Source organism: Curtobacterium sp. MCBA15_005 (assembly GCF_001864855.1).
In the GTDB taxonomy this organism is placed as follows: Bacteria; Actinomycetota; Actinomycetes; order Actinomycetales; family Microbacteriaceae; genus Curtobacterium; species Curtobacterium flaccumfaciens.
Genome location: NZ_MJGL01000003.1, coordinates 374,638 through 395,918 on the forward strand (window position 1 = coordinate 374,638; position 21,281 = coordinate 395,918).

Annotated in this window: 22 protein-coding genes; 14 read left to right on the forward strand and 8 right to left on the reverse strand. The window is 71.5% G+C overall.

The window, feature by feature from the left end; translation table 11 throughout:
• Positions 1 to 49: 49 nt before the first annotated feature.
• Genes BIU89_RS02995 through BIU89_RS03005 form a run of 3 tightly spaced genes read left to right on the forward strand, consistent with a single transcriptional unit; the run spans position 50 to position 3,422 of the window.
• On the forward strand, positions 50 to 727 hold the full coding sequence (locus BIU89_RS02995; protein WP_071244719.1) for a FadR/GntR family transcriptional regulator: 678 nt from the start codon (positions 50 to 52) through the stop codon (positions 725 to 727).
• Complete coding sequence (locus tag BIU89_RS03000; protein WP_071244720.1) at positions 724 to 1,836, forward strand: acetamidase/formamidase family protein; 1,113 nt, start codon at positions 724 to 726, stop codon at positions 1,834 to 1,836. The genes BIU89_RS02995 and BIU89_RS03000 overlap by 4 nt, the downstream gene beginning before the upstream one ends.
• The gene (locus tag BIU89_RS03005) at positions 1,833 to 3,422 is read left to right on the forward strand and encodes an AtzH-like domain-containing protein (protein ID WP_071244721.1); all 1,590 of its coding nucleotides are present in this window, start codon (positions 1,833 to 1,835) and stop codon (positions 3,420 to 3,422) included. Before BIU89_RS03000 ends, BIU89_RS03005 begins: the two co-directional genes overlap by 4 nt.
• Here BIU89_RS03005 and BIU89_RS03010 read toward each other — a convergent pair.
• Positions 3,419 to 4,237, reverse strand: a complete 819-nt coding sequence (locus BIU89_RS03010) for a TrmH family RNA methyltransferase (protein ID WP_071244722.1) — start codon at positions 4,235 to 4,237, stop codon at positions 3,419 to 3,421. The two genes, BIU89_RS03005 and BIU89_RS03010, sit on opposite strands and share 4 nt — an antisense overlap.
• Positions 4,238 to 4,454: 217 nt before the next feature.
• On the opposite strand from BIU89_RS03010, the gene BIU89_RS03015 reads away from it, so the two are divergent.
• The 3 genes from BIU89_RS03015 to BIU89_RS03025 all read left to right on the forward strand — a co-directional run bounded on the left by BIU89_RS03015 (position 4,455) and on the right by BIU89_RS03025 (position 6,782).
• Positions 4,455 to 5,288: a Sir2 family NAD-dependent protein deacetylase gene (locus BIU89_RS03015; RefSeq protein WP_027465663.1), complete on the forward strand. Its 834-nt coding sequence runs from the start codon at positions 4,455 to 4,457 to the stop codon at positions 5,286 to 5,288.
• Positions 5,289 to 5,362: 74 nt separating this feature from the next.
• Positions 5,363 to 6,001, forward strand: a complete 639-nt coding sequence (locus BIU89_RS03020; protein WP_071244723.1) for a histidine phosphatase family protein — start codon at positions 5,363 to 5,365, stop codon at positions 5,999 to 6,001.
• A gap of 49 nt (positions 6,002 to 6,050) precedes the next feature.
• Positions 6,051 to 6,782 (forward strand): hypothetical protein, encoded by a 732-nt coding sequence (locus BIU89_RS03025; protein ID WP_071244724.1) that lies wholly within the window; start codon positions 6,051 to 6,053, stop codon positions 6,780 to 6,782.
• A gap of 140 nt (positions 6,783 to 6,922) precedes the next feature.
• Here BIU89_RS03025 and BIU89_RS03030 read toward each other — a convergent pair whose 3' ends face one another.
• Positions 6,923 to 7,993, reverse strand: coding sequence for a glycosyltransferase family 4 protein (locus BIU89_RS03030; RefSeq protein ID WP_071244909.1), 1,071 nt, complete (start codon positions 7,991 to 7,993; stop codon positions 6,923 to 6,925).
• Between the two features lie 5 nt (positions 7,994 to 7,998).
• A complete protein-coding gene (locus tag BIU89_RS03035) occupies positions 7,999 to 8,991 on the reverse strand; it encodes an alpha/beta fold hydrolase (protein WP_232750104.1) in 993 nt (330 codons plus the stop codon).
• Between the two features lie 113 nt (positions 8,992 to 9,104).
• Between BIU89_RS03035 and treS the strand changes: the two genes are divergently transcribed.
• Together treS and BIU89_RS03045 are read left to right on the forward strand one after the other, a co-directional pair.
• Positions 9,105 to 10,814, forward strand: a complete 1,710-nt coding sequence (gene treS, locus BIU89_RS03040) for a maltose alpha-D-glucosyltransferase (protein WP_027465667.1) — start codon at positions 9,105 to 9,107, stop codon at positions 10,812 to 10,814.
• Between the two features lie 35 nt (positions 10,815 to 10,849).
• Positions 10,850 to 11,596, forward strand: coding sequence for a 3'-5' exonuclease (locus tag BIU89_RS03045; RefSeq protein ID WP_027465668.1), 747 nt, complete (start codon positions 10,850 to 10,852; stop codon positions 11,594 to 11,596).
• A gap of 166 nt (positions 11,597 to 11,762) precedes the next feature.
• Here the strand turns inward: BIU89_RS03045 and BIU89_RS03050 are convergent, their stop codons facing one another.
• The 3 genes from BIU89_RS03050 to glgA form a co-directional block, all read right to left on the reverse strand.
• On the reverse strand, positions 11,763 to 12,011 hold the full coding sequence (locus BIU89_RS03050; protein WP_017887280.1) for a type B 50S ribosomal protein L31: 249 nt from the start codon (positions 12,009 to 12,011) through the stop codon (positions 11,763 to 11,765).
• A 102-nt stretch (positions 12,012 to 12,113) separates the two neighbouring features.
• Positions 12,114 to 12,896, reverse strand: a complete 783-nt coding sequence (locus tag BIU89_RS03055; RefSeq protein ID WP_017887279.1) for an ABC transporter ATP-binding protein — start codon at positions 12,894 to 12,896, stop codon at positions 12,114 to 12,116.
• 9 nt (positions 12,897 to 12,905) lie between these two features.
• Complete coding sequence (gene glgA / locus BIU89_RS03060) at positions 12,906 to 14,105, reverse strand: glycogen synthase (RefSeq protein ID WP_027465670.1); 1,200 nt, start codon at positions 14,103 to 14,105, stop codon at positions 12,906 to 12,908.
• 47 nt (positions 14,106 to 14,152) lie between these two features.
• Between glgA and BIU89_RS03065 the strand changes: the two genes are divergently transcribed.
• Both BIU89_RS03065 and serB read left to right on the forward strand, forming a co-directional pair.
• A complete protein-coding gene (locus BIU89_RS03065; protein WP_071244725.1) occupies positions 14,153 to 15,394 on the forward strand; it encodes a glucose-1-phosphate adenylyltransferase in 1,242 nt (413 codons plus the stop codon).
• A gap of 99 nt (positions 15,395 to 15,493) precedes the next feature.
• The gene (gene serB / locus BIU89_RS03070; protein ID WP_071244726.1) at positions 15,494 to 16,132 is read left to right on the forward strand and encodes a phosphoserine phosphatase SerB; all 639 of its coding nucleotides are present in this window, start codon (positions 15,494 to 15,496) and stop codon (positions 16,130 to 16,132) included.
• Positions 16,133 to 16,145: 13 nt separating this feature from the next.
• Here the strand turns inward: serB and fabG are convergent, their stop codons facing one another.
• Entirely contained in the window at positions 16,146 to 16,859 is a 714-nt protein-coding gene (gene fabG / locus BIU89_RS03075; RefSeq protein ID WP_027465673.1) for a 3-oxoacyl-ACP reductase FabG, read from the reverse strand.
• A gap of 165 nt (positions 16,860 to 17,024) precedes the next feature.
• On the opposite strand from fabG, the gene BIU89_RS03080 reads away from it, so the two are divergent.
• From BIU89_RS03080 to BIU89_RS03090, 3 genes are read left to right on the forward strand one after another with little or no spacing between them, the layout of a single operon-like run.
• Positions 17,025 to 17,447: a DUF3099 domain-containing protein gene (locus BIU89_RS03080; protein WP_051596733.1), complete on the forward strand. Its 423-nt coding sequence runs from the start codon at positions 17,025 to 17,027 to the stop codon at positions 17,445 to 17,447.
• On the forward strand, positions 17,447 to 17,755 hold the full coding sequence (locus BIU89_RS17610) for a hypothetical protein (protein ID WP_371830589.1): 309 nt from the start codon (positions 17,447 to 17,449) through the stop codon (positions 17,753 to 17,755). The genes BIU89_RS03080 and BIU89_RS17610 overlap by 1 nt, the downstream gene beginning before the upstream one ends.
• The gene (locus BIU89_RS03090; RefSeq protein WP_083404129.1) at positions 17,752 to 18,717 is read left to right on the forward strand and encodes an SURF1 family cytochrome oxidase biogenesis protein; all 966 of its coding nucleotides are present in this window, start codon (positions 17,752 to 17,754) and stop codon (positions 18,715 to 18,717) included. The genes BIU89_RS17610 and BIU89_RS03090 overlap by 4 nt, the downstream gene beginning before the upstream one ends.
• 217 nt (positions 18,718 to 18,934) lie before the next feature.
• On the opposite strand, the gene BIU89_RS03095 is transcribed toward BIU89_RS03090, so the two are convergent.
• Complete coding sequence (locus BIU89_RS03095; RefSeq protein WP_071244728.1) at positions 18,935 to 20,533, reverse strand: ABC-F family ATP-binding cassette domain-containing protein; 1,599 nt, start codon at positions 20,531 to 20,533, stop codon at positions 18,935 to 18,937.
• Between the two features lie 115 nt (positions 20,534 to 20,648).
• Between BIU89_RS03095 and BIU89_RS03100 the strand changes: the two genes are divergently transcribed.
• Positions 20,649 to 21,248, forward strand: a complete 600-nt coding sequence (locus BIU89_RS03100; RefSeq protein WP_071244729.1) for a biotin transporter BioY — start codon at positions 20,649 to 20,651, stop codon at positions 21,246 to 21,248.
• Positions 21,249 to 21,281 lie beyond the last annotated feature (33 nt).

Here is a 21,281-nt window from a genome sequence, read left to right on the forward strand (position 1 = left end):
TGGTCGTACCAATGAACCAAGCAGACCAACCGGCCCTACGGTCGAGGGCATGCACCGTGGACGGACCCTGAGCGCGGCGACCGCCGCCCACCTCGGCACGCTCGTGCTCGACGACCTGCAGCCCGGCGACAAGCTGCCGCCGGAACGCACCCTCGCCGAGGACCTCGCCGTGTCCCGCACGACCATCCGGGAGGCGCTGCAGGAACTCGAGCGCCGTCGTCTGGTCTCCCGGACCCCCGGCCGTGGCACCGTCGTGCTGCCGCGACCGGAGGAGGCGTCCGCCCTGCTCGACCACCACCGCGACGACCTGGACCACCGGGCCGAGCACGTCGCCGAGTTCCGGACCGTCGTCGAGCCGCAGGTCGCCGGACTCGCGGCGGCGCGGGCTGGCGAGGCCGACCTGCTGACCCTGGAACGCATCCTCGCCGCGACGCACGCTGGTCTGAGCCCGGAGGAGTCGCTGGCCCAGGACGTCGCCTTCCACGTGCAGGTCGCCCGCACCTCGGGCAACCCCCTGCTCGTGTCGTTGTGCGAGCTCAGCAGCGGTTGGGTGCAGGACGTGCGTGCTCGCTCGCACAGCACCAGCGAGGGGCGCCGGTCGTCGTTCGAGTGGCACGAGCGGATCCTCGGGCGGATCCGGGAGCACGACGTCGAGGGCGCGACGCGGGCGATGGCCGACCACCTCGCCGACGTGGCCCACCTGGTCGAACGGAGGACGGACCGATGACCACCGCACACGAGACCACCGCCCCGGCGGTGGCGACACTGCAGCCCGGCGCCGGACCCGTCCGCGGCGACCACTTCCTGCCGGTCGACCCTGAGGCCGTCCTGTGGGGTCGCCTGCCGGGCGAGGGTGACACCCCGGCCCTGACCATCGCCCCGGGTGAGTCGGTCACCATCGACACGGTCAGCCACGAGGGGATCCTCCCCGACCAGGGCAGCGACCCCGTTGCCTGGTTCGGCGACCACGGCGTCGCACCGGAGCACGTCCTCGCCGACGCCGTCGCGATCGCCCGCTCCGGCCACCGCGACCCCGCGGTGGACGGTCCACACGTGGTGTCCGGGCCGATCGCGGTGCGCGGTGCCCGTCCCGGGGACGTGCTGACGATGACGGTCCTGGAGACCCTGCCCCGGGTGCACTACGGCGTCGTGTCGAACCGGCACGGCCGCGGTGCCCTGCACGGTGAGTTCCCGGTCGACGGCACGACGGTGAGCGTCTTCGCCGACGTCGTGGACACCGACCTGGGCCGGCGGGGCCGCATCCCGCTCACCGCCGCCCGCGACCGCTTCGCGCACTTCCCCCTCGCCCCGTTCCTCGGGATCATGGGCGTCGCCACCCCCGGGGAGCGGCTGCACTCCGTCCCGCCCGGTCGCCACGGCGGCAACATCGACGTCAACCTGCTGCAGGCCGGCTCGCAGCTGCACCTGCCGGTGCTCGTCCCCGGCGCGCTCGCCCACGTCGGTGACCCGCACTTCGCCCAGGGCGACGGCGAGGTGGCGCTCACCGCCATGGAGGCCTCGCTCCGCGCCACGATCCGCTTCGACCTGACCCCGGCCGCCGAGGCGACCGCGCGCTTCGGGGACCTGGTCTGGCCCGTCGCCGAGACGCAGGAGTTCCTCGTGCCCACCGGCATGGACCCCGACCTCGACGAGGCCGTCCGGCAGTGCGTCCGGCACGCCGTCGCGATCCTCGGCGCGCGCTGGGGCATGGAACGCCACCTGGCGTACGCGTACCTGTCCGCAGCGACCGACTTCAACATCTCGCAGGTGGTGGACCTGGTCACCGGTGTCCACGCCCGCATCCGCAAGGCCGACTTCGAGGAGCCCGTCCGATGACCACGCCCCCCACGTCGACGGCACCCGACGGACTGCTCGAGGCGCTCGATGCCTACGAGACCGCCCTGCTGGCGAACGACCTCGACGCCCTCGACGCCGCCTTCGTCGACTCCCCCGGCACGATGCGCGGCGACGACCGTGGCCTGCTCGTCGGGCACGACGCGATCAGCGCGTTCCGCGGGGCGCGGGGTGGGGTCGCCACCCGGTCGCTGACGCACGTCGAGGTCCGCCCCCTGACCGAGGACCGCGCCCTCGTCGTGTCGGTGTCCCGGTTCGCCGCGGGCGGGCAGGGCCTCCAGACCCAGCTCTGGCGCCGCGACGGGGGCACCGGCTGGCGCATCGAAGCGGCCCACGTCACCGGCCGCCCCAAGGCCGTCGACACCACCGTCTGGCGGGCCGTCGGCGACCCGCTCGTCGCCCCCACCGCCTCCGGATCGCTCGACGGCCTGACCGTCGCCGTCAAGGACCTCTACGCCGTCCCCGGCCAGCCGGTCGGCGCGGGCAACCCGACGTACCTGCGCGAAGCACCGATCGAGACCGCGCCCGCCGCAGCGGTCGCCGCGCTCCTCGCCGCCGGTGCCTCGATCCGCGGGATCGCGCGCACCGACGAGTTCGCGTACAACCTGACGGGCCGGAACGCGCACCACGGCACGCCGCCGAACAGTGCGGCTCCCACCCGACTGCCTGGAGGCTCGTCCAGCGGATCCGCATCGGCCGTCGGCCTCGGCACGGCCGAGATCGGGATCGGCACGGACACCGCGGGATCGGTCCGGGTCCCCGCCTCGTACCAGGGGCTCTGGGGACTCCGGACGACCCACGGCACGGTGTCCCGCGACGGGCTGCTCCCGCTCGCGCCGTCGTTCGACACCGTCGGGTGGCTCACGCGGAGCCCCGTGGTGCTGCTCGCCGCACTCGACGCCACCGTCCCGCCACCGTCGGCGCCCGGCGGGCCGCTCGATGCGACCGTGCTCGTCGTGCCGGAGGAACTCGTCGCACTCGTCGAACCGGCCGTCGCCCGGGCCTTCGCCGCCTTCGTCGAAGCGCTCGACGAACCCGTCGCGACCGTCCGACTGCGCGACCTCGGCATCCCGGATCCCGCAGTGATGCAGGAGCAGATGCGCCTCGTCCAGGCCGCCGAGGCCCTCGCCGTCCACGGCCCCTGGATCGACGCGCACCCCGGCGCCCTGAGCACCGTCGTCGGTGACCGGTTCCGCGTGGCACGGGCGAACGACCCCGAAGCCACCGCGGAGGCCGTGGCACGTCTCGACGAGGTCCGTGCGACGATCCGCCGTGCCCTGGACGGTCGGACCCTGCTGTTCCCGACCGTCCCCGGACCCGCGCCCCTGCTCCACGCGGACGCCGCGGCGCTCGAGCGCACCCGGACCGCCACCACGGCGATGACCGCGCTCGCGAGCGTCGGTGGGCTGCCCGCGGTGAGCGCACCGGCGCTGACCGTGGACGGCGCGCCCGTCGGCGTCTGCCTGGTCGGTGGGCCGGCCACCGACCGTGCCCTGGTGATCCGCGCCGGGGGCATGCTGCCAGACCAGGCCGCCCCGGGCCTCCCGACCGTCTCGGTGGTGCGCTAGGAGGCGAGCCGCCGGGCGTGGGTGACCGCCCACAGACCGACGGCGCTCGCCGCGGCCACGTTGAGCGAATCGACGCCGTGCGCCATCGGGATCCGGACGGTCGTGTCGGCCGACGCGATCGCGGCCGGCGTCAGCCCCTGCCCCTCGGTGCCCATCACGAGCGCGACCCGGTCGGGCAGGTCCGCCACGAAGGCGTCGAGGTCGACGGACTCGTCGGTCAGTGCCATCGCGGCCAGGTGGAAGCCCTGCGCGCGGAGTTCCTCGCCCGCTGCGGGCCAGTCGCCGATGCGGGTCCACGGCACCTGCAGCACCGTGCCCATGCTCACGCGGACACTCCGGCGGTACAGCGGGTCGGCGCACCGCGGGCTGACGAGCACCGCGTCGGCGCCCAGGCCGGCGACGCTGCGGAACACCGCGCCGACGTTCGTGTGGTCGACGATGTCCTCGAGCACGACGACGACCTTCGCGTCCCGCACCACGTCGGCGACGCTCGGCAGCTCGGGGCGCTGCATCGCGGCGATCGCACCGCGGTGCATGCGGAAGCCGGTGAGCTCCTCGAGCAGGGCGTCGGCACCGACGAACACGGGGCCGTCGTGCTCCGCGACCAGGGGCAGGACGCTGTCGAGCCACTTCTCCTGCACCAGGATGCTCCGCGGCACGTGACCCGCGCGGACCGCGCGCTCGATGACCGTGTTCGACTCGGCGATGTACAGGCCGCCCGCGGGCTCCGAGACCCGGCGGAGCGCAACGTCGGTGAGCCGGGCGAAGTCGTCGAGACGGGGATCGTCGAGGGAGTCGATGCGGACGGGGTGCACGGGTCTCGTTTCGGTGTGGTGCGGGGGGTGTGGGTGGTGTGGGGCCCGGCGTGGGTCCGGTGTGGCGGCGCTGGCGCGGGTCCGCCGACGGTCCGATCCGCCTGGGAAGCGACCGGGACGGTCGGGTGTTGAGGGTACCGTGAACAGGGTGCTGGATGATGCTGCGTCGACGACCGGACCGACCACCGGACCGACCACCGGGGCGGCCGCCGGGTCGGTGACCGCCGACGACCTGGACCGCGTCGTCGAGGTGCTCGGCGGCAAGCGCATCGCCGTGCTCTCCGGTGCCGGTCTGAGCACCGACTCCGGCATCCCCGACTACCGCGGCGCCGGGCGGGTGGTGCGCAAGCCGATGACGTTCCAGGAGTTCCTGGCCGACCCCGCGAAGCGCCAGCGCTACTGGGCCGGATCGCACCTGGGCTGGCGGAGCTTCGCGGCCGCCGTGCCGAACGACGGGCACCGTGCGCTCGCCGCACTCGAGGACGCCGGGATCGTCGCCGGGGTCATCACGCAGAACGTCGACGGCCTGCACCTGCGCGCCGGGTCCCGCCGCGTCGTCGAGATCCACGGCTCGATGGACCGCGCCGTGTGCCTGCGGTGCGGCCAGGTGTTCTCCCGCTCCGACCTCGCCGCCACCATCGACCGGGCGAACCCCTGGATCGACGAGCCCGGGTCCGTGCAGCTGCAGCCGGACGGTGACGTCGAGATCACCGACGTCGAGCGGTTCGTCGTCCCCGCGTGCTCCGTGTGCGGCGGCGACCTGAAGCCCGACGTCGTCTTCTTCGGCGAGTTCGTGCCGGCCGAGAAGTTCCGCGAGGCCGTGTCGATCGTCGCCGACGCCGACGCGCTGCTCGTCGTCGGTTCCTCACTCACCGTGAACTCGGGCGTGCGGCTGGTCGACCACGCTGCGCGCCGCAAGAACCCGGTGGTCATCGTGAACCGCGGCGAGACCCGCAGTGACCGCCGTGCGGCGGTGAAGCTCGACGCCGGCACCACCGAGACGCTCGTGCACCTGGCGGAGCGGCTCAGCGCAGCGGCTTCGACCGACTAGCGCGGGCGGCGTCGCCGGACGGGCCTGCGCGGTCGCAGGACGGGCGCGCCGGGCGCGTCTGCGAAGATCGACGGGTGACGACCCTCCTGTACCTCGTCCGGCACGGCGAGACCGACTGGAACGCGCAACGCCGCATCCAGGGCTCCACCGACATCCCGCTCAACGACACCGGACGACGGCAGGCCGCCGAGGCCGCCGAGCTCCTGACCCGCAGGCCGTTCGACGCCGTCGTCGCGTCCCCGCTGTCGCGCGCGGCCGAGACGGGCGCGATCATCGCCGACCGCCTGAGCCTCGACGCACCGACGACGTACCCGGGCCTGGCCGAGCGCTCCTACGGAGAAGCCGAGGGCCTGACCGACGACGAGGTGTCGGCACGGTACCCGCACGACGACATCCCCGGCCGGGAGTCCCGCTCCGCGCTGCTCGCCCGCGTCACCGAGACCCTCGGCGAGATCGCGGTCCGGTTCGACGCCGGCGTCGTCGTGGTCGCGACCCACGGGGCGGTGATCCGCAGCGTCGTGAACGCCGCAGCCCCCGGCACCGCCGACCGCCGCCACACCCCGATCCGGAACGGGTCCATCCACTCGTTCCGGTGGGACCCCGAACGCTTCCACGCCGAACTCGTCCGGTTCGACGACCCGATCGACGACGTGTCCGACGCCACCGGTGGGTCGGCGTTCGAGTACCAGAACCCCTTGGAACGCCGGGGCTGACCGGGGACTAGGCTCCGACGCACCCGCACACCGGGGTGAGGGGAGCCACATGTCCGACGACGGGACCAGCCGACACGGCCAGCATGCCCTCGACCAACAGGGCGACGACCTCGACCGGGTGTTCGGTCCCGAGACGGCGAGCGTCCCGACCCGCACGCGGGCGCGCACCTGGTTCATCATCGGCGGCAGTGTCCTGGCGGTCGCCGTGGTCATCGCCGTGGTGCTCGGCTCGATCATCGGGAGTGTCCAGAACGGCATCGGTGGGGTCTTCCCGCGGCCGGACGTCGCGCTCGACCGGTTCGACGAGCGGGTGAGTGCCCTGCCCGGCGTCACCGACGTTCGGCACCACACCCCGTCGAAGACCGCGTTCGCCAGCTACGACGCCGTCGCCACCGTCCGCGCAGACCCCACGCTCGACAGCGCGGCGCGGGGTGACCTGGTGGCCGCCATCAGTCGGGCTGCCGACGAGTCGGGCGGCAACGGCGTCCGGGTCGTCGTGATCGCCGACCTCGGCAACCTGGAGATCGGCGTCACCGGTGCCGGCGAGGTCGCGGCGAAGCGCCTGGCGCTGGCGGACACGCTCGACCACATCGGCGGTGTCACCGAGGTCCGCTGCTCGTGGGAGCGTGGTGGTGACCCGTCCGACACCGCAGGCGACCAGTCCGTCGTCGTCCGGACCCCGGGTCGGGGTGCCGCGGTGCCGCCGATCGTGGCGCGGGCGACCCAGGAGACGCAGAAAGTGTTCCCCGGGGCGGACGTGCAGGTCATCGCGGCGAAGTGATCGGCGGTGGTCGCGGGGCGGGGCGGACGACGTGGAACGACACCGTCGACGTCGTACGACATCGACATCGTCGTTCCGCATCGTCACCAACCGCGAGACCGCACCAGCACCAGCACCAGCGCCAGCGCCAGCGCCATCCCTCAGCCCCGCCGGTCCCCCACGGCCCGCTCGACGGCTCGGACGACCTGCTCCGCCGAGTCCTGCCACCGGAACCGGCCGGCACGCTCGATCGACTGCCGCGAGGCCTCGTCCCACCGTTCCTCGACCCGCCGGACGGCCGCGGCGACGGCGGACGGCGACGCCGGATCGAAGTACTCCGCAGCGGAGCCGCCGATCTCCCGGAAGATGGGGATGTCGCTGACGACGACCGGGGTCCCGACGCCCATCGCCTCGACGAGCGGGATGCCGAACCCCTCGTCGTACGACGCGGTCGCCAGCGCCGTGGCCGAACGGAGCACGGACAGGTACTCCTCGTCGGTGGCGCCGTCGTGGAACACGATCGCCCCAGCGGGCGCGAGCCCCTCGAGCCGTGCCCGGTCGGCGTCGGACACCCGCGACATGCAGTGCAGCGTCCAGTCCGCCCCCAGGAGCGGCAGCGCCGCCGCCAGGGTCTCGACGTTCTTGTACGGCATGAACGAGCCCATGTAGACGAGCGAGCGTCGACGTGGCGCTCCGGCCGACCGCGGTGTCGCCGGGTCGGCCGCGTTGTAGGCGACCGTCACGGGTCGCTTCGTCAGCCGGTGCTCGGCGATCAGCCCGGCGGTCGTCTCCGACACCGTCACCACCCCGTCGGCGCCGTTCAGCAGGAACCGCTGCGGTGCCCAGGACAGGTGGAACGCCCGCCAGCCGAGCCGCAGCGGCCACGAGAACTCCCGCGGGGGCGTGCGGTTGCGGTAGTAGATCAGGTCGTGCAGCGTCAGGACGAGCGCGTACCGACGGCCCCGCGAACCCATCGTCTGCATCGGCGAGAACACCGCGTCGAGCCCGAGCCGGTTGACGCGCCGGGCGACGAGCGGCTCCCCCGCGTCCGTCGGTGCGGGCAGCAGCTCCCACGGCAGGTCGCTCGGCAGCGACTCGAGCTGGCGCTCGTCACTGACGAGCAGCACGTACTCGTGCCGGTCCGGCAGGTGCGCGACGACCCCGGCGGTGAACCGGCTGATGCCGTCGTGCCGACCGATCCGCACGTACCGGCAGTCGATGCCGATGCGCAGGCGCGTCACGACGCGTCCGCCGTCCGGGAGGCCCGCCCCGCCCCCGACGGTCGGCTGTCCGTCGTGGCCGCGCCGCGCCCAGGGCGTCCCTGGCGCCCGGTACGTCGGGTCGTGTCCGCCATCCGGCGGAGCACCGCCGCCGCGGCAGGAGCCGGCGTCTCGTAGTGCACCAGGTGGCCGACACCCGGGATCACGACGAGCTCGGCGTCACGCAGGCGCTCGGCGAGTGCGCGCTGTTCGGGGACGGCGGTGATGTCGTCGTGCTCGGCCGCGACGAGCAGCACGGGCACCTCGATCCGGTCCGCGTACTCGGAGACGTCGTGGGTGACCGAGGTGCGGAACGCTTCGAGCACGCTCGTGCGGTTCGCGAAGGCCGAGAAGTACCGGTCGTGCTGGTCGTGCACCCACCGGCGGACGGCGGGGTCGTGGGACTTCAGCATCGCGATGCTCATCGCCCGGACGATCGCGCCGTTCCGCAGGATCCCGAGCCCGATCGGCTTCGGCAGCACCGCGCCGGCGCGGTAGTACCCGATCGCGATCGCGGTCCCCACGGCACGCGGTCCCTGCAGGGCCGGGGCGGCGATGGGGTTGACGAGGACGAGCAGTCGGGTGTCGAGCCCGGCGGCGACGGTGGCCGACACCACGATCGACCCGAACGAGTGCCCGAGCACCACGGTGTCGCGGCCGAGCCCGAGCGCGGCGTGGAACCCGGTCAACCAGGCCACGTACGCGTCGACGTCCGACACCGGCAGCGGATCGGACACGCCGAAGCCGGGCAGGTCGGGCACGATCACCCGCACACCCTGCAGGTGCGCGGCGATGGTCTCGAGGCCGTGGTGGTCCCCGCGGAACCCGTGCACGGCGAGCACGGTGCGATCCGAGTCCTCGGGCCCGTAGACCCAGTAGTGCGTGGTCCGGCCGTCGACCTGGACGGCCCGGTGCACGACCGGGGTGGCGGCCATCAACGACTGGTACGGGGAGAGCACGGGCGGTTGCATCCGCGCCAGTCTAGGGAGCGAACCGCACGAAACCCCGGACACCCGCAGCATCTCGCGCCTATCGTGTCCGGGGCGGGCCGTCGACCGGTCCGTCGATGACGACGAGGAGCACGGTGACCTTCACAGCCCCGATCCAGCTGCCCGGCCTGACGCTCGACCCGCAGTGGTACAAGCGCTCGGTCTTCTACGAGTGCATGATCCGGTCGTTCGTCGACTCCAACGGAGACGGCATCGGCGACATCCAGGGCGTGATCGGCAAGCTCGACTACCTGCAGTGGCTCGGCGTGGACGCCCTGTGGCTGCCGCCGTTCTTCCAGTCGCCGATGCGCGACGGCGGGTACGACATCGCCGACTACCGGGCGATCCTGCCGGAGTTCGGCACGCTCGACGACTTCCGCGAGCTCGTCACGAAGTCGCACGAGCGGAACATGCGCATCGTGATCGACATGGTGATCAACCACACCAGCGACCAGCACGAGTGGTTCCAGCAGTCCCGGGAGGACCCGGACGGCCCTTACGGCGACTTCTACGTCTGGCGGGACACCGACGAGGACTACTCGAACATCCGCATCATCTTCGTCGACACCGAGGAGTCCAACTGGACCTTCGACCCGGTCCGACGCCAGTTCTTCTTCCACCGCTTCTTCTCGCACCAGCCCGACCTGAACTTCGAGAACCCCGCGGTCATCGAGGCGATCTACGACGTCGTCCGGCACTGGCTCGACATGGGCGTCGACGGGCTCCGGCTCGACGCGATCCCCTACCTGTTCGAGTCCGAGGAGGGCAACGGCGAGGGCGAGCCGGAGACCCACGAGTTCATCAAGAAGCTTCGCGCGATGGTCGACGACGAGTACCCCGGCCGTGTGCTCCTGGCCGAGGCCAACCAGTGGCCGCGCGAGACGGCGGCGTTCTTCGGGACCGACGAGGAGCCCGAGTGCCACATGGCGTTCGACTTCCCGGTGATGCCGCGCATCTTCTACTCGCTCCGTGCCCAGCACGCCGCCGAGCTCAAGGCGATCCTGTCCGAGACCCTCGACGTGCCGGCCAGCGCGGCGTGGGGTGTCTTCCTCCGCAACCACGACGAGCTCACGCTCGAGATGGTGAGCGAGGAGTACCGGCAGGCGATGTACGGCTGGTACGGCTACGACCCGCGGATGCGCTCGAACATCGGGATCCGCCGACGCCTCGCTCCCCTGCTCGACAACTCCCGCGCCGAGCTCGAGCTCATCCACGCGCTGCTGTTCTCCCTGCCCGGATCGCCGTTCCTGTACTACGGCGACGAGATCGGGATGGGCGACAACATCTGGCTGCCGGACCGCGACTCCTCGCGCACGCCGATGCAGTGGACGCCGGACCGCAACGCCGGCTTCTCCACCGCCGACCCGGGCAAGCTCTACCTGCCCGTCGTCCAGTCGCTCGTGTACAACTACGCGCAGGTCAACGTCGAGGCGCAGCTCGCCCAGTCGCGCTCGCTGCTGCACTGGGTCCGGAACGTCATCCACACGCGCAAGGCCCACCCGGTGTTCGGCCTCGGGTCCCTGCACGTGCAGGAGACCTCGAACGACTCGGTCCTCGCCTTCGTCCGCTCGTGGGAGGGCTCCGGCCAGCAGTTCGGCCCGTCCGCCGAGGACGTCCTCTGCGTGTTCTCGTTCGCGACGAACCCGACCTCGGTCACGGTGTCCGCTCCGGAGTTCGCGGGGCGTCCGCTCTACGACCTGTTCGGCGGCGGTTCGTTCCCGTCCTTCGACGAGGACGGCAACGTGACGCTGACCATGGGTACGCAGTCGTTCTACTGGCTGCACGTCGGCGCGCCGACCCGGTAGTCGGGGGTGTCGGTGCGTCCCGTTAGCCTGACCGCGTGACGTTCCCCACAGCACAGCTCGACGCGCCCGCTCCGTCCCAGGACCTCACGGGTCGCCCCTGGTGGCACGCGCTGGGCGTCTTCGACCTCGAGACCACCGGGGTCGACGTCGAGACGGCCCGCATCGTCACCGCCCACGTCGGCCTCATCGACATGACCGGAGCCTCCATCGTCGAGGGTGCGTGGATCGCCGACCCCGGCGTGCCGATCCCCGAGGGCGCCGCCGCCGTGCACGGGTACACCACCGAGCGTGCCCAGGCCGAGGGGCGTCCCGCGGCCGAGGTCGTGGCCGAGATCATCGCCGCGATCGAGGCCGTGTTCGCCCGGGGCATCCCCCTGGTGATCTACAACGCCCCGTACGATCTCACCGTCCTCGACCGCGAGGCGAAGCGGCACGGGTTCGCCTCCCCCGTCATCGGCAACGTCGTCGACCCGCTGGTGATCGACAAGGCGCTCGACACCTTCCGCAAGGGCAAGCGCACGCTCGAAGCCGCCTCCGAGCTCTACGGCGTCACGCTCGACGACGCCCACGACGCCGGAGCCGACGCGATCGCTGCCGGGCGTGTCGCCCAGGCCATCGCGGGCAAGTACCCGGACGAGCTCGGCATCTCCGCCGAGGAACTCCACCGAAAGCAGGTCGGCTGGTGTGCCGAGCAGGCCACGTCGTTCCAGGACTACATGCGCAAGAAGCGCGACCCGAACTTCACCGCCGACGGCCGCTGGCCGCACCGCAACGGCGCCTGACCCCGCACAGCCCCCCGCAAGACACCGGTGTTCGCGCGCCGAACACCCGCAGAACGCGGCGTGACGCGCGAACACCGGTGTCTTGCGTCCAGGGCCCACGACCGCACAACGCGAACGGGCGGCCCTCCCGGAGGAGGACCGCCCGTGGGCGTGGCGTGGGGGCTGCTTACTTGCTGAAGCCCTTGAAGCGCTGGTTGAACTTCTCGACGCGACCGGCCGAGTCGAGGATGCGCTGCTTGCCCGTGTAGAACGGGTGCGAAGCGGACGAGATCTCGACGTCGATGACCGGGTAGGTCGCACCGTCGAGCTCGATGGTCTTGTCGCTGTTCGCGGTCGAACGCGTCAGGAACGTCTCACCGGAGGCCAGGTCGCGGAAGACGATGGCGCGGTACTCGGGGTGGGTGTCGGTCTTCATGGAGATTCCTCGATAGCGGTGATGGGATTGCGCGAACTGCGCGGGAAGTCGTCGGCTTGCGCCAGCCGTCCACGATACCAGAGAGACGGCGGGATCGCAGCGCTACGCGGCGCGTGCCGTGTAGCGACCGGCGTCCTTGGTGACCGAGAGGTCGATGCCGAACGCCTCGGTCAGGGTCTGGTCCGTCAGGACCTCGTCGATGGGGCCGGCGGCCTGTACGTGGCCGTCGGCGAGGACGAGCGCGTGGGTGAACCCGGCCGGGATCTCCTCGACGTGGTGGGTCACGATGACGATGGCCGGCGAGTCCGCACTCTGGGCGTAGCCGCCGAGGGTGCGGACGAGGCTCTCGCGGGCGCCGAGGTCGAGCGACGCGGCCGGTTCGTCGAGGAACAGGATCTCCGGGTCGGTCATCACGGCACGGGCGATCTGCACCCGCTTCTGCTCGCCGTCGCTGAGGTCGCCGAACGTGCGGTCGGTGAAGGACCCCAGGCCCCACTCCTCGAGCACACGCTGCGCACGGCGGACGTCGAGCTCCTCGTACTCCTCGTTCCAGCGACCCGTCACCGAGTACGCCGCGGTGAGCACGACGTCGATGACCTTCTCGGTCACCGGGATGCGACGTGCCAGCGCGGTCGACGCGAAGCCGATGCGCGGGCGCAGCTCGAACAGGTCGGCGCCGCCGAGCTCGGTCCCGAGCACCTCGACGTCGCCCGAGGTCGGGAACGTCTGGGCACCGGCGACCTGCAGCAGCGTGGTCTTGCCGGCACCGTTCGCGCCGAGCACGACCCAGCGTTCGTCGTCCTGCACCTCCCACGAGATCGCGTCGAGGATGGTGGCCCCGTTGCGGACCACGGAGACGTCTGACAAGCGCACGACCGAGGGCATGCGACCAGCCTACGGGTTCTGGCCGAGCACCTGGTCGTAGACCTGCCGTGTCCTGGTGGCGATCGCGTCCCAGGTGAACTCGGTCTCGACACGGAGCCGTCCGGCGCGTCCCATGAGCTTCGCCAGCCCCTCGTCGGCGAGCACCTCGGTGAGGGTCGCGGCGAGGTCGGCCACGAAGCGGTCGGGGTCGGTCGGGGTGCCGGTGCCGTCCTGCACCTGGTCGATCGGGACGATGCGGCCGGTGAGCCCGTCGGCGACGACCTCGGGGATGCCGCCGGTGCCGGTGCCGACGACCGGGATGCCGCACGCCATCGCCTCGAGGTTCACGATGCCGAGCGGCTCGTAGACCGACGGGCACACGAACACGGTGCCCGAGGACAGCACGTTCACGATCTCCTGGTGCGCGAGCATCCGGTCGATCCAGACGACGCCCTCGCGGTCGGCCCGGAGCCCGTCGACGAGCTCGGTGACCTCGGCCAGGATCTCGGGGGTGTCCGGCGCGCCGGCGCACAGCACGATCTGCACGTCCGACGGCAGCGACGCCACGGCACGGAGCAGGTACGGCAGGCCCTTCTGCCGGGTGATGCGTCCGACGAACACGACGCTCGGGCGCGTCGGGTCGATGCCGAGGGCGCGCACGGCGTCCTCGTCGACGGTCGGCTTCCACGCGTCGATGTCGATGCCGTTGTAGACGACGTGGACCTTCGCCGGGTCGATCGACGGGTACGAGCGCAGGATGTCCGCACGCATGGCCTTCGAGACCGCGATGACGCCGTCGGCGTGTTCGAACGCCTCGCGCTCCATCCAGCTGGACAGGCGGTAGCCGCCGCCGAGCTGCTCGGCCTTCCACGGGCGGAGCGGCTCGAGGCTGTGGGCGGTCACGATGTGGGGGATGCCGTAGGTCAGCTGCGCGATCCGGCCTGCGGAGTTCGCGTACCAGGTGTGCGAGTGCACGAGGTCGGCACCCTCGACGTCGGCCGCGATGGCCACGTCGGTGCCGAGGGCCTGCAGCGCGCCGTTCGCCTGGCCGAGGCCGTCCGGGGTCCGGTAGCCCCACACGTCGGGTTCGTCACGGAAGGCCCCGAAGGCCCGGACACGGACTTCCGTGTCCGTCCCCGACCGCAACGCGGCGGTGAGTTCGGACACGTGGACACCCGCTCCGCCGTAGACCTCCGGCGGATACTCCCTGGTCAGCAGATCGACTCGCACTGGTTCAACGTAACCGGTTCCCAGTGCTGACGCCTACTGTGAGCGGCATGGCACCAAAGAAGGTCTTCGGCATCGTGCTCGCCGGCGGAGAGGGCAAACGACTCATGCCGCTCACTGCCGATCGCGCGAAGCCCGCCGTCCCGTTCGGCGGCAACTTCCGTCTCATCGACTTCGCACTGTCGAACCTGGTCAACTCCGGTCTGCAGAAGATCGTCGTCCTGACCCAGTACAAGTCGCACAGTCTCGACCGGCACGTCGCGGAGACGTGGCGCATGGAGGGGCTGCTCGGCTCCTACGTCGCGTCCGTCCCCGCGCAGCAGCGGCTCGGCAAGCGCTGGTTCGCCGGCTCGGCCGACGCGATCCTGCAGTCGCTCAACCTGCTGCGCGACGAACGCCCCGACATCGTCGTCGTCGTCGGTGCTGACCACGTGTACCGGATGGACTTCCACCAGATGGTCGAGGCGCACATCGCCTCCGGCCGCAGTGCCACGGTCGCGGCGATCCGTCAGCCGATCGGGCTCGCCGACCAGTTCGGCGTGATCCAGGTGGCCGACGACGACCCGACGAAGATCGAAGCGTTCCTCGAGAAGCCGAAGGACGCCGTCGGGCTGGCCGACTCCCCCGGCGAGATCCTGGCCTCGATGGGCAACTACGTGTTCAACGCGGACGCCCTCGTCGACGCGGTCCTGCGCGACGGCCAGCTCGAGACCTCGGCCCACGACATGGGCGGCGACATCGTCCCCGACTTCGTCAACCGCGGCGACGCCGGCGTGTACGACCTGCAGCGCAACGAGGTCCCCGGTTCCACCGACCGCGACAAGTACTACTGGCGCGACGTGGGCACCATCGACTCGTTCTTCGACGCCCACATGGACCTCATCGCGCCGGTCCCGGTCTTCAACCTGTACAACCAGGACTGGCCGATCTTCAACCAGCAGACGAACCTGCCGCCGGCGAAGTTCGTCCGCGACGCGAACGGCAACACCGGGTCCACGGTGGACTCGCTCGTGTCGCTCGGTTGCCTGGTGTCGGGTGCGCAGGTCGAGCGCAGCATGATCGGGCCCTGGTGCTCGATCGACTCCGGCGCGAAGGTCCTCGACTCGATCGTGTTCGAGCGCGCCACCATCGGCGCCGGGGCGGTCGTCAACCGCGCCATCCTCGACAAGGACGTCGTCCTCGCGCCGGGTGCGCAGGTCGGCGTCGACCGAGAGGCCGACGAGGCACGCGGCTTCACCGTCACCGAGTCGGGCATCACCGTGGTCGGCAAGGGCGTCCGCGTCGACGCGTAGGGAAGCAGACCCCCGGGGCGCAGCCCCGGACGGACGGCCTGGAGGCACGGCTCGCGTCACGGACGCGGCCGTGCCTCCGTCAGTCGGTACCGTTGGTACGTGCCCCGCTTCCTCGTCGTCCTCGATGCCGATTCCACCCTCCTCGAGGACGAGGTGATCGAACTGCTCGCCGACAGCGCCGGGACCCGGCCACAGGTGGCGGCGATCACGGAGCGCGCCATGCGCGGGGAACTCGACTTCGCGGAGAGCCTCCGGGAGCGTGTCGCGACCCTGGCGGGCCTCCAGGCAGACGTCTTCGTCCGCGCACAGCAGGCGGTCCGTGTGACGCGGGGCGCCGACCAGCTCGTCCGCGGGCTGCACGCCGCTGGCGGCACCGTCGGCGTCGTGTCCGGCGGGTTCCACGAGGTGCTCGACCCGTTCGCCGAGCAGCTCGGCCTCGACCACTGCCGGGCGAACCGCCTCGAGGTCACCGACGGCGTGCTCACCGGCCGCGTGCTCGGCGACGTGGTCGACGGACACGCCAAGGCCGTCGCACTCCGCGAGTGGGCGGACGCGGACGGGGTCGACCCGGCACGGACGATCGCGATCGGCGACGGCGCGAACGACCTCGAGATGATGCGCGTCGCTGCGCTGTCGGTCGCGTTCGACGCGAAGCCGCGCGTGCGGGAGCAGGCGGACGTCGCGGTCGTCGACCGTGACCTGTCCGCCGTGCTCGCGACGCTCGGCCTGCGCGGCTGATCAGTCCGAGGGCTTAGTGGCCCATCCCGAGGCCGCCGTCGACGGGGATGATCGCACCGGAGACGTACCCGGCGCCGTCGCTCGCCAGGAACAGCGTGGCGTCGGCGACGTCGTCGACCGTGCCGTAGCGGGCGGCCGGGATCGCCTTCTTGAACTCGGCCTGCAGCTCGTCGGAGAGCGCGGCGGTCATGTCCGTCTGGATGAAGCCGGGCGCGACGACGTTGGCGGTGATGCCGCGCGAGCCGAGCTCACGCGTGATCGACCGGGCCATGCCGACCAGTGCGGCCTTCGAGGACGCGTAGTTGACCTGGCCGATCTGGCCGTAGGCGCCCACGACGCTCGACATCAGCACGATGCGGCCGAACTTGGCCTTCATCATGCCCTTCGTGGCGCGCTTGACGACGCGGAAGGTGCCCGTGAGGTTCGTGTCGACCACGCTGGTGAAGTCGTCCTCGGACATGCGGAGGAGCAGCTGGTCGTTCGTGATGCCGGCGTTCGCGACGAGGACCTCGATCGGACCGAGCTCGGCCTCGACCTGCGTGAACGCGGCGTCGACGGAGGCCGTGTCGGTGATGTCGGCCTGCACCGTCAGCGCACCCTCGGGACCACCCTGACCGCTGCGCGACGTCACGGCGACCCGGTGGCCGGCTGCGACGAACCGCTCGGCCAGCGCGTGGCCGATGCCGCGGTTGCCGCCGGTGATGAGGACGGTACGGGGGGTGCTCATGGTCGCTCCGTTCGGTGGGATCTGCTCGGCACGCGGTGCCGGGGACCCGGCGGACACGCCCGGACGAGCGTACCGGAGCGGACCACCCCGCCGGTTCGCGCGCGGCGCACCCACGATCGGTCCGGCGGGATTAGGCTTGACCACGGGTAGACGGAGACCATCTGTATGAAGAGCACGCACACGAGCATCACGTCGCTGCCGGACACACCGGAGCAGGACCGGGCGCACCGCCTGTCCCGCTACGTCTGGCAGATGGCCATCCGAGTGGTCCTCTTCATCTCCGCGGTGCTCGTGTACTCGATCTGGCACTCGTGGCTGGCGGTCATCCCGATCGTCCTGGCCGCGGTGATCCCCTGGGTCGCCGTCGTCATCGCGAACGCCGGCAGCCGGACCGAGAGCGACATGATCTCCCCCGCCGGGTCCATCGAGCTCTACGACGCCGTCGACCCGCGTCTCCGGGAACAGCAGGAGGACGCCCGGGCCCAGGCCTACCGCGACGAGCAGGACCGCCTCCGCCAGCAGGCGCAGCACGCGCAGGACGAGTGGCAGCGCAACGGCGACCGATCGAAGATGTGGGGACCCCGCTGATGGGTGCGACGTTCGACCTGCAGACCGAACCCGGTTCCACCCCGGTCTGCTCCCGCGCCGGCTGCGTGTCGACTGCCGGGTGGCGTGTGAACTGGCGCAACCCCCGGATCCACGCGATCGACCGCGTGAAGATCTGGGCCGCGTGCGAGGAGCACCGCGACTTCCTCGCCGACTACCTGCGCTCCCGCTCGTTCCCGGTGCGCGTCACCGGCATGCACGAGGACGTCGACCACCTCGACGACGAGCGCGAGTCGACCGCGGCGCCGAAGAACGACGTCGGGGTGCGCTCCACCGGCACCTCGCGATGACCGACGGCTTCGACCCGCAGTCCCGGTACGGCCGCAAGCACGCCGCCAAGCTGCAGCGCGCGTCCGCCGAGTCGGGTGCCGCGGCACAGCAGCACGACCCCCGCGAACCGTTCGTCGGCTGGCGCTTCGTCCGGAGCCGCCGCTGGCTCGGCTACTTCGCGATCGCCGTCGCCTTCGCCGTCGTCTGCGCGCTGTTCGGCATGTGGCAGTGGGACCGCCGCAACGAGGCCGTCCGGCAGAACGAGCAGGTCGCGCAGAACTACGACCACACCCCCGTCCCCCTCGACCGGGCGCTGCCGAAGGCCTCGAGCTGGCAGGACGAGCAGGAGTGGCTCCGGGTCTCCGTGACCGGCCGCTACGACGTCGACGCGCAGCTGCTCGTGCGCAACCGCGTGCACAACGGGCAGCCCGGGTTCGAGGTCCTGACACCCCTGGTCACGTCCGAGGGCCGCGCCTTCATCGTCGACCGCGGGTGGGTGCCGACCGGCAACGCCCAGGACGCGCCCGACCACGTGCCCGCTCCCCCGTCCGGCGAGGTCACCGCGATCGTCCGCCTGCAGCAGAGTGAGCCGCGCATCCCCGGCCGCTCCGACCCGAAGGACACCGACCAGGTGCAGTCGGTCACGCTGGCCGACGTGGCGAACAAGGTCGACGACCCGATCTGGACCGGTGCGTACGGGCAACTCGCCTCCGAGTCCCCCGCCCCGACCGAGGCTCGCCCGCTCGGATGGGAGCGTCCGACCGCCGACACCGGGCTGCACCTGAGCTACTTCATCCAGTGGTTCCTGTTCGCCGCCGGCGGCTTCGGCTTCCTGGCGTACGTGATGGTGCAGGAGTACCGGAACCTCAACCAGGACGACCCCGAGGAGCGCGAGCGCGCCCTCGAGCGCGAACGCCGCAAGAACGCGAAGCCGAAGACCGACGCCGAGATCGAGGACGAGCTCATCGCGTCACGTCGCTGACGCGCTGGTGCTGTTCCGCAAGACGCCGTCGTCATCGCAACACGCCGCCGAACACGGCGGCGTCGCGCCGCTTTCGGGGCGTCTCGCCGACACGACGGCGTCTGACGTGTCCGCGAACGCGACCCCACAGCGGACGGGAGGCCCGTGGCGGCGTCGCCACGGGCCTCCCGTCCGCCTGTCCCCGCGGCGAGTGCGCAAGACGCCGTCTCGCAGGCAGCTACGCGAGCTCGATGAGCTCCGCGTAGTCCTTGTTCCAGTGGTCCTCGGTGCCGTCCGGCAGCAGCAGCACACGCTCGGGGTTGAGCGCCTCGACCGCGCCGGCGTCGTGGGACACCAGGACGACCGCACCCTCGAAGCCGGCGAGGGCATTGAGGATCTCCTCGCGCGACGCCGGGTCCAGGTTGTTCGTCGGCTCGTCGAGCAGCAGGACGTTCGCGCCGGAGACCACGATCATCGCGAGCGACAGACGGGTCTTCTCGCCACCGGACAGGACTCCGGCCTTCTTGTAGCCGTCGTCGCCGGTGAACAGGAACGACCCGAGCACCCGACGGGCCTCGGTCTCGTTGAGGTCGGTCGACGCCGACACCATGTTCTCGATCACCGTGCGGTTGATGTCGATGTTCTCGTGCTCCTGCGCGTAGTAGCCGATGCGCAGACCGTGGCCGGGCTGGATCTCACCCGTGTCCGGCTGGTCCGCACCCGCCAGGATGCGCAGCAGCGTCGTCTTGCCCGCACCGTTGAAGCCGAGGATGACCACGCGCGAACCGCGGTCGATCGCCAGGTCGACACCCGCGAAGATCTCGAGCGACCCGTAGGACTTCGACAGCCCCTCGGCCATCAGCGGGGTGCGGCCGCACGGCGCCGGGGTGGGGAAGCGGATCTTCGCGACCCGGTCGGCGACGCGCTCGTCCTCCAGACCGGCGAGCAGCTTGTCGGCTCGCGCGACCATCTGGTGGGCTGCCGCGGCCTTCGACGCCTTGGCGCCGAACCGGGCGGCCTGGTCCTTGAGCGTGGCGGCCTTCTTCTCGGCACCCGCGCGCTCCTTGCGGCGGCGCTCCTCGTCGGCGACGCGCTGCCGCTGGTACAGCTTCCAGCCCATGTTGTAGATGTCGATGGTCTGGCGGTTGGCGTCCAGGTAGAAGACGCGGTTCACGACCTCGTCGACGAGCTCGACGTCGTGGGAGATGATGATGACGCCACCGGGGTAGGTCTTCAGGTGCTCGCGGAGCCACACGACGGAGTCGGCGTCGAGGTGGTTGGTCGGCTCGTCGAGGATCATCGTCTCGGCGTCCGAGAACAGGATCCGGGCGAGCTCGATGCGCCGGCGCTGACCACCCGAGAGCGTCTTGAGCTGCTGGTCGAGGATGCGGTCTGGCAGCTTCAGGTTCGACGCGATCGAGGCAGCCTCGGCCTCGGCCGCGTAGCCACCGAGCGCGTTGAACTGGTCGTCGAGGCGGCTGTAGCGCCGCATCGCCTTCTCGGCCACGGCCACGTCGTCGCTCGCCATGTCGAGGGTCGCGAGGCGGATGCCCTCCACGAGCTCGCCGAGCCCACGGGCGTCGAGGATGCGCTTCCGCGCGGTCTCCTCCGGGTCGCCCGAGCGGGGGTCCTGCGGCAGGTAGCCGATCTCCCCACCGCGCTCGATCTTGCCGCCGGTGGGCTGCGTCTCGCCCGCGAGGGCCTTGGTCATCGTCGTCTTCCCCGCGCCGTTGCGGCCGACGAGTCCGATCTTGTCGCCCTTCTCGACACGGAAGGACACGTCTTCCATGAGGAGACGAGCTCCGACGCGGATCTCGAGTTCGTGCACGGCAAGCACAGTGGACGTCCAATCAGTTGGTGGGTTTGCACAACGGTGTGTGCGTGAGGTGCACCGCTACGCTGACGGGACCGATGGTTCCGAACGGAACCAGCAGTCCATTCTAGGAGAATCCATGACGAACGCCACCGGGTTCGCTCCCCGCGCAGTCCTCGCCGACCGTCTGCGCACGCACGGGCTGGCCACCGACGCCGCCCTCGTCGCCGGCGGAGCCCTGTTCACCGCCGCGATGGCGCAGCTCGAGGTCCCGATGTGGCCGGTCCCGATCACCGGGCAGACGCTCGCCGTCGTGCTCGTCGGCGCGACCCTCGGCGCACGTCGCGGCATGCTCTCGCTGCTCGTCTACGCCGTCGCCGGACTCGCGGGTGCGCCGTTCTTCGCCGACATGCAGGGCGGCCTGCAGGCCCTGGCACTGCCGAGCTTCGGGTACGTCATCGGCTTCATCCCTGCCGCCGGGCTCGTCGGCTGGCTCGCGCGCCGCAACTGGGACCGCAACGTGGGTCGCGCGGCAGTCGCGATGCTGCTCGCGAGTGCCATCCCGTTCGTGACCGGCCTGCCGTACCTGGCCGTCGCGCTCGGCCAGCTCGGTGCCCCGAACGACGTCCAGTCGGTGCTCGCCGCCGGCCTGTACCCGTTCATCGTCGGTGGCGTCGCCAAGGCGCTCATCGCCGCCGGCATCCTGCCGCTCGCGTGGAAGGCCGTCGGCCGCCGCTGACACCTCGCACGACAACGGCCCCGCACCGATCGG

Bases quoted from the DNA above. Each gene is read 5' to 3' on its own strand.
- BIU89_RS03100 (WP_071244729.1), top strand. From the start codon at position 20,649: ATGACGAACGCCACCGGGTTCGCTCCCCGCGCAGTCCTCGCCGACCGT.
- BIU89_RS03090 (WP_083404129.1), top strand. From the start codon at position 17,752: ATGACCGACGGCTTCGACCCGCAGTCCCGGTACGGCCGCAAGCACGCC.
- BIU89_RS03005 (WP_071244721.1), top strand. From the start codon at position 1,833: ATGACCACGCCCCCCACGTCGACGGCACCCGACGGACTGCTCGAGGCG.
- BIU89_RS17610 (WP_371830589.1), top strand. From the start codon at position 17,447: ATGGGTGCGACGTTCGACCTGCAGACCGAACCCGGTTCCACCCCGGTC.
- fabG (WP_027465673.1), bottom strand. From the start codon at position 16,859: ATGAGCACCCCCCGTACCGTCCTCATCACCGGCGGCAACCGCGGCATC.
- BIU89_RS03000 (WP_071244720.1), top strand. From the start codon at position 724: ATGACCACCGCACACGAGACCACCGCCCCGGCGGTGGCGACACTGCAG.
- BIU89_RS02995 (WP_071244719.1), top strand. From the start codon at position 50: ATGCACCGTGGACGGACCCTGAGCGCGGCGACCGCCGCCCACCTCGGC.
- BIU89_RS03065 (WP_071244725.1), top strand. From the start codon at position 14,153: ATGGCACCAAAGAAGGTCTTCGGCATCGTGCTCGCCGGCGGAGAGGGC.
- BIU89_RS03080 (WP_051596733.1), top strand. From the start codon at position 17,025: ATGAAGAGCACGCACACGAGCATCACGTCGCTGCCGGACACACCGGAG.
- BIU89_RS03055 (WP_017887279.1), bottom strand. From the start codon at position 12,896: ATGCCCTCGGTCGTGCGCTTGTCAGACGTCTCCGTGGTCCGCAACGGG.
- BIU89_RS03050 (WP_017887280.1), bottom strand. From the start codon at position 12,011: ATGAAGACCGACACCCACCCCGAGTACCGCGCCATCGTCTTCCGCGAC.
- BIU89_RS03035 (WP_232750104.1), bottom strand. From the start codon at position 8,991: ATGCAACCGCCCGTGCTCTCCCCGTACCAGTCGTTGATGGCCGCCACC.
- BIU89_RS03025 (WP_071244724.1), top strand. From the start codon at position 6,051: ATGTCCGACGACGGGACCAGCCGACACGGCCAGCATGCCCTCGACCAA.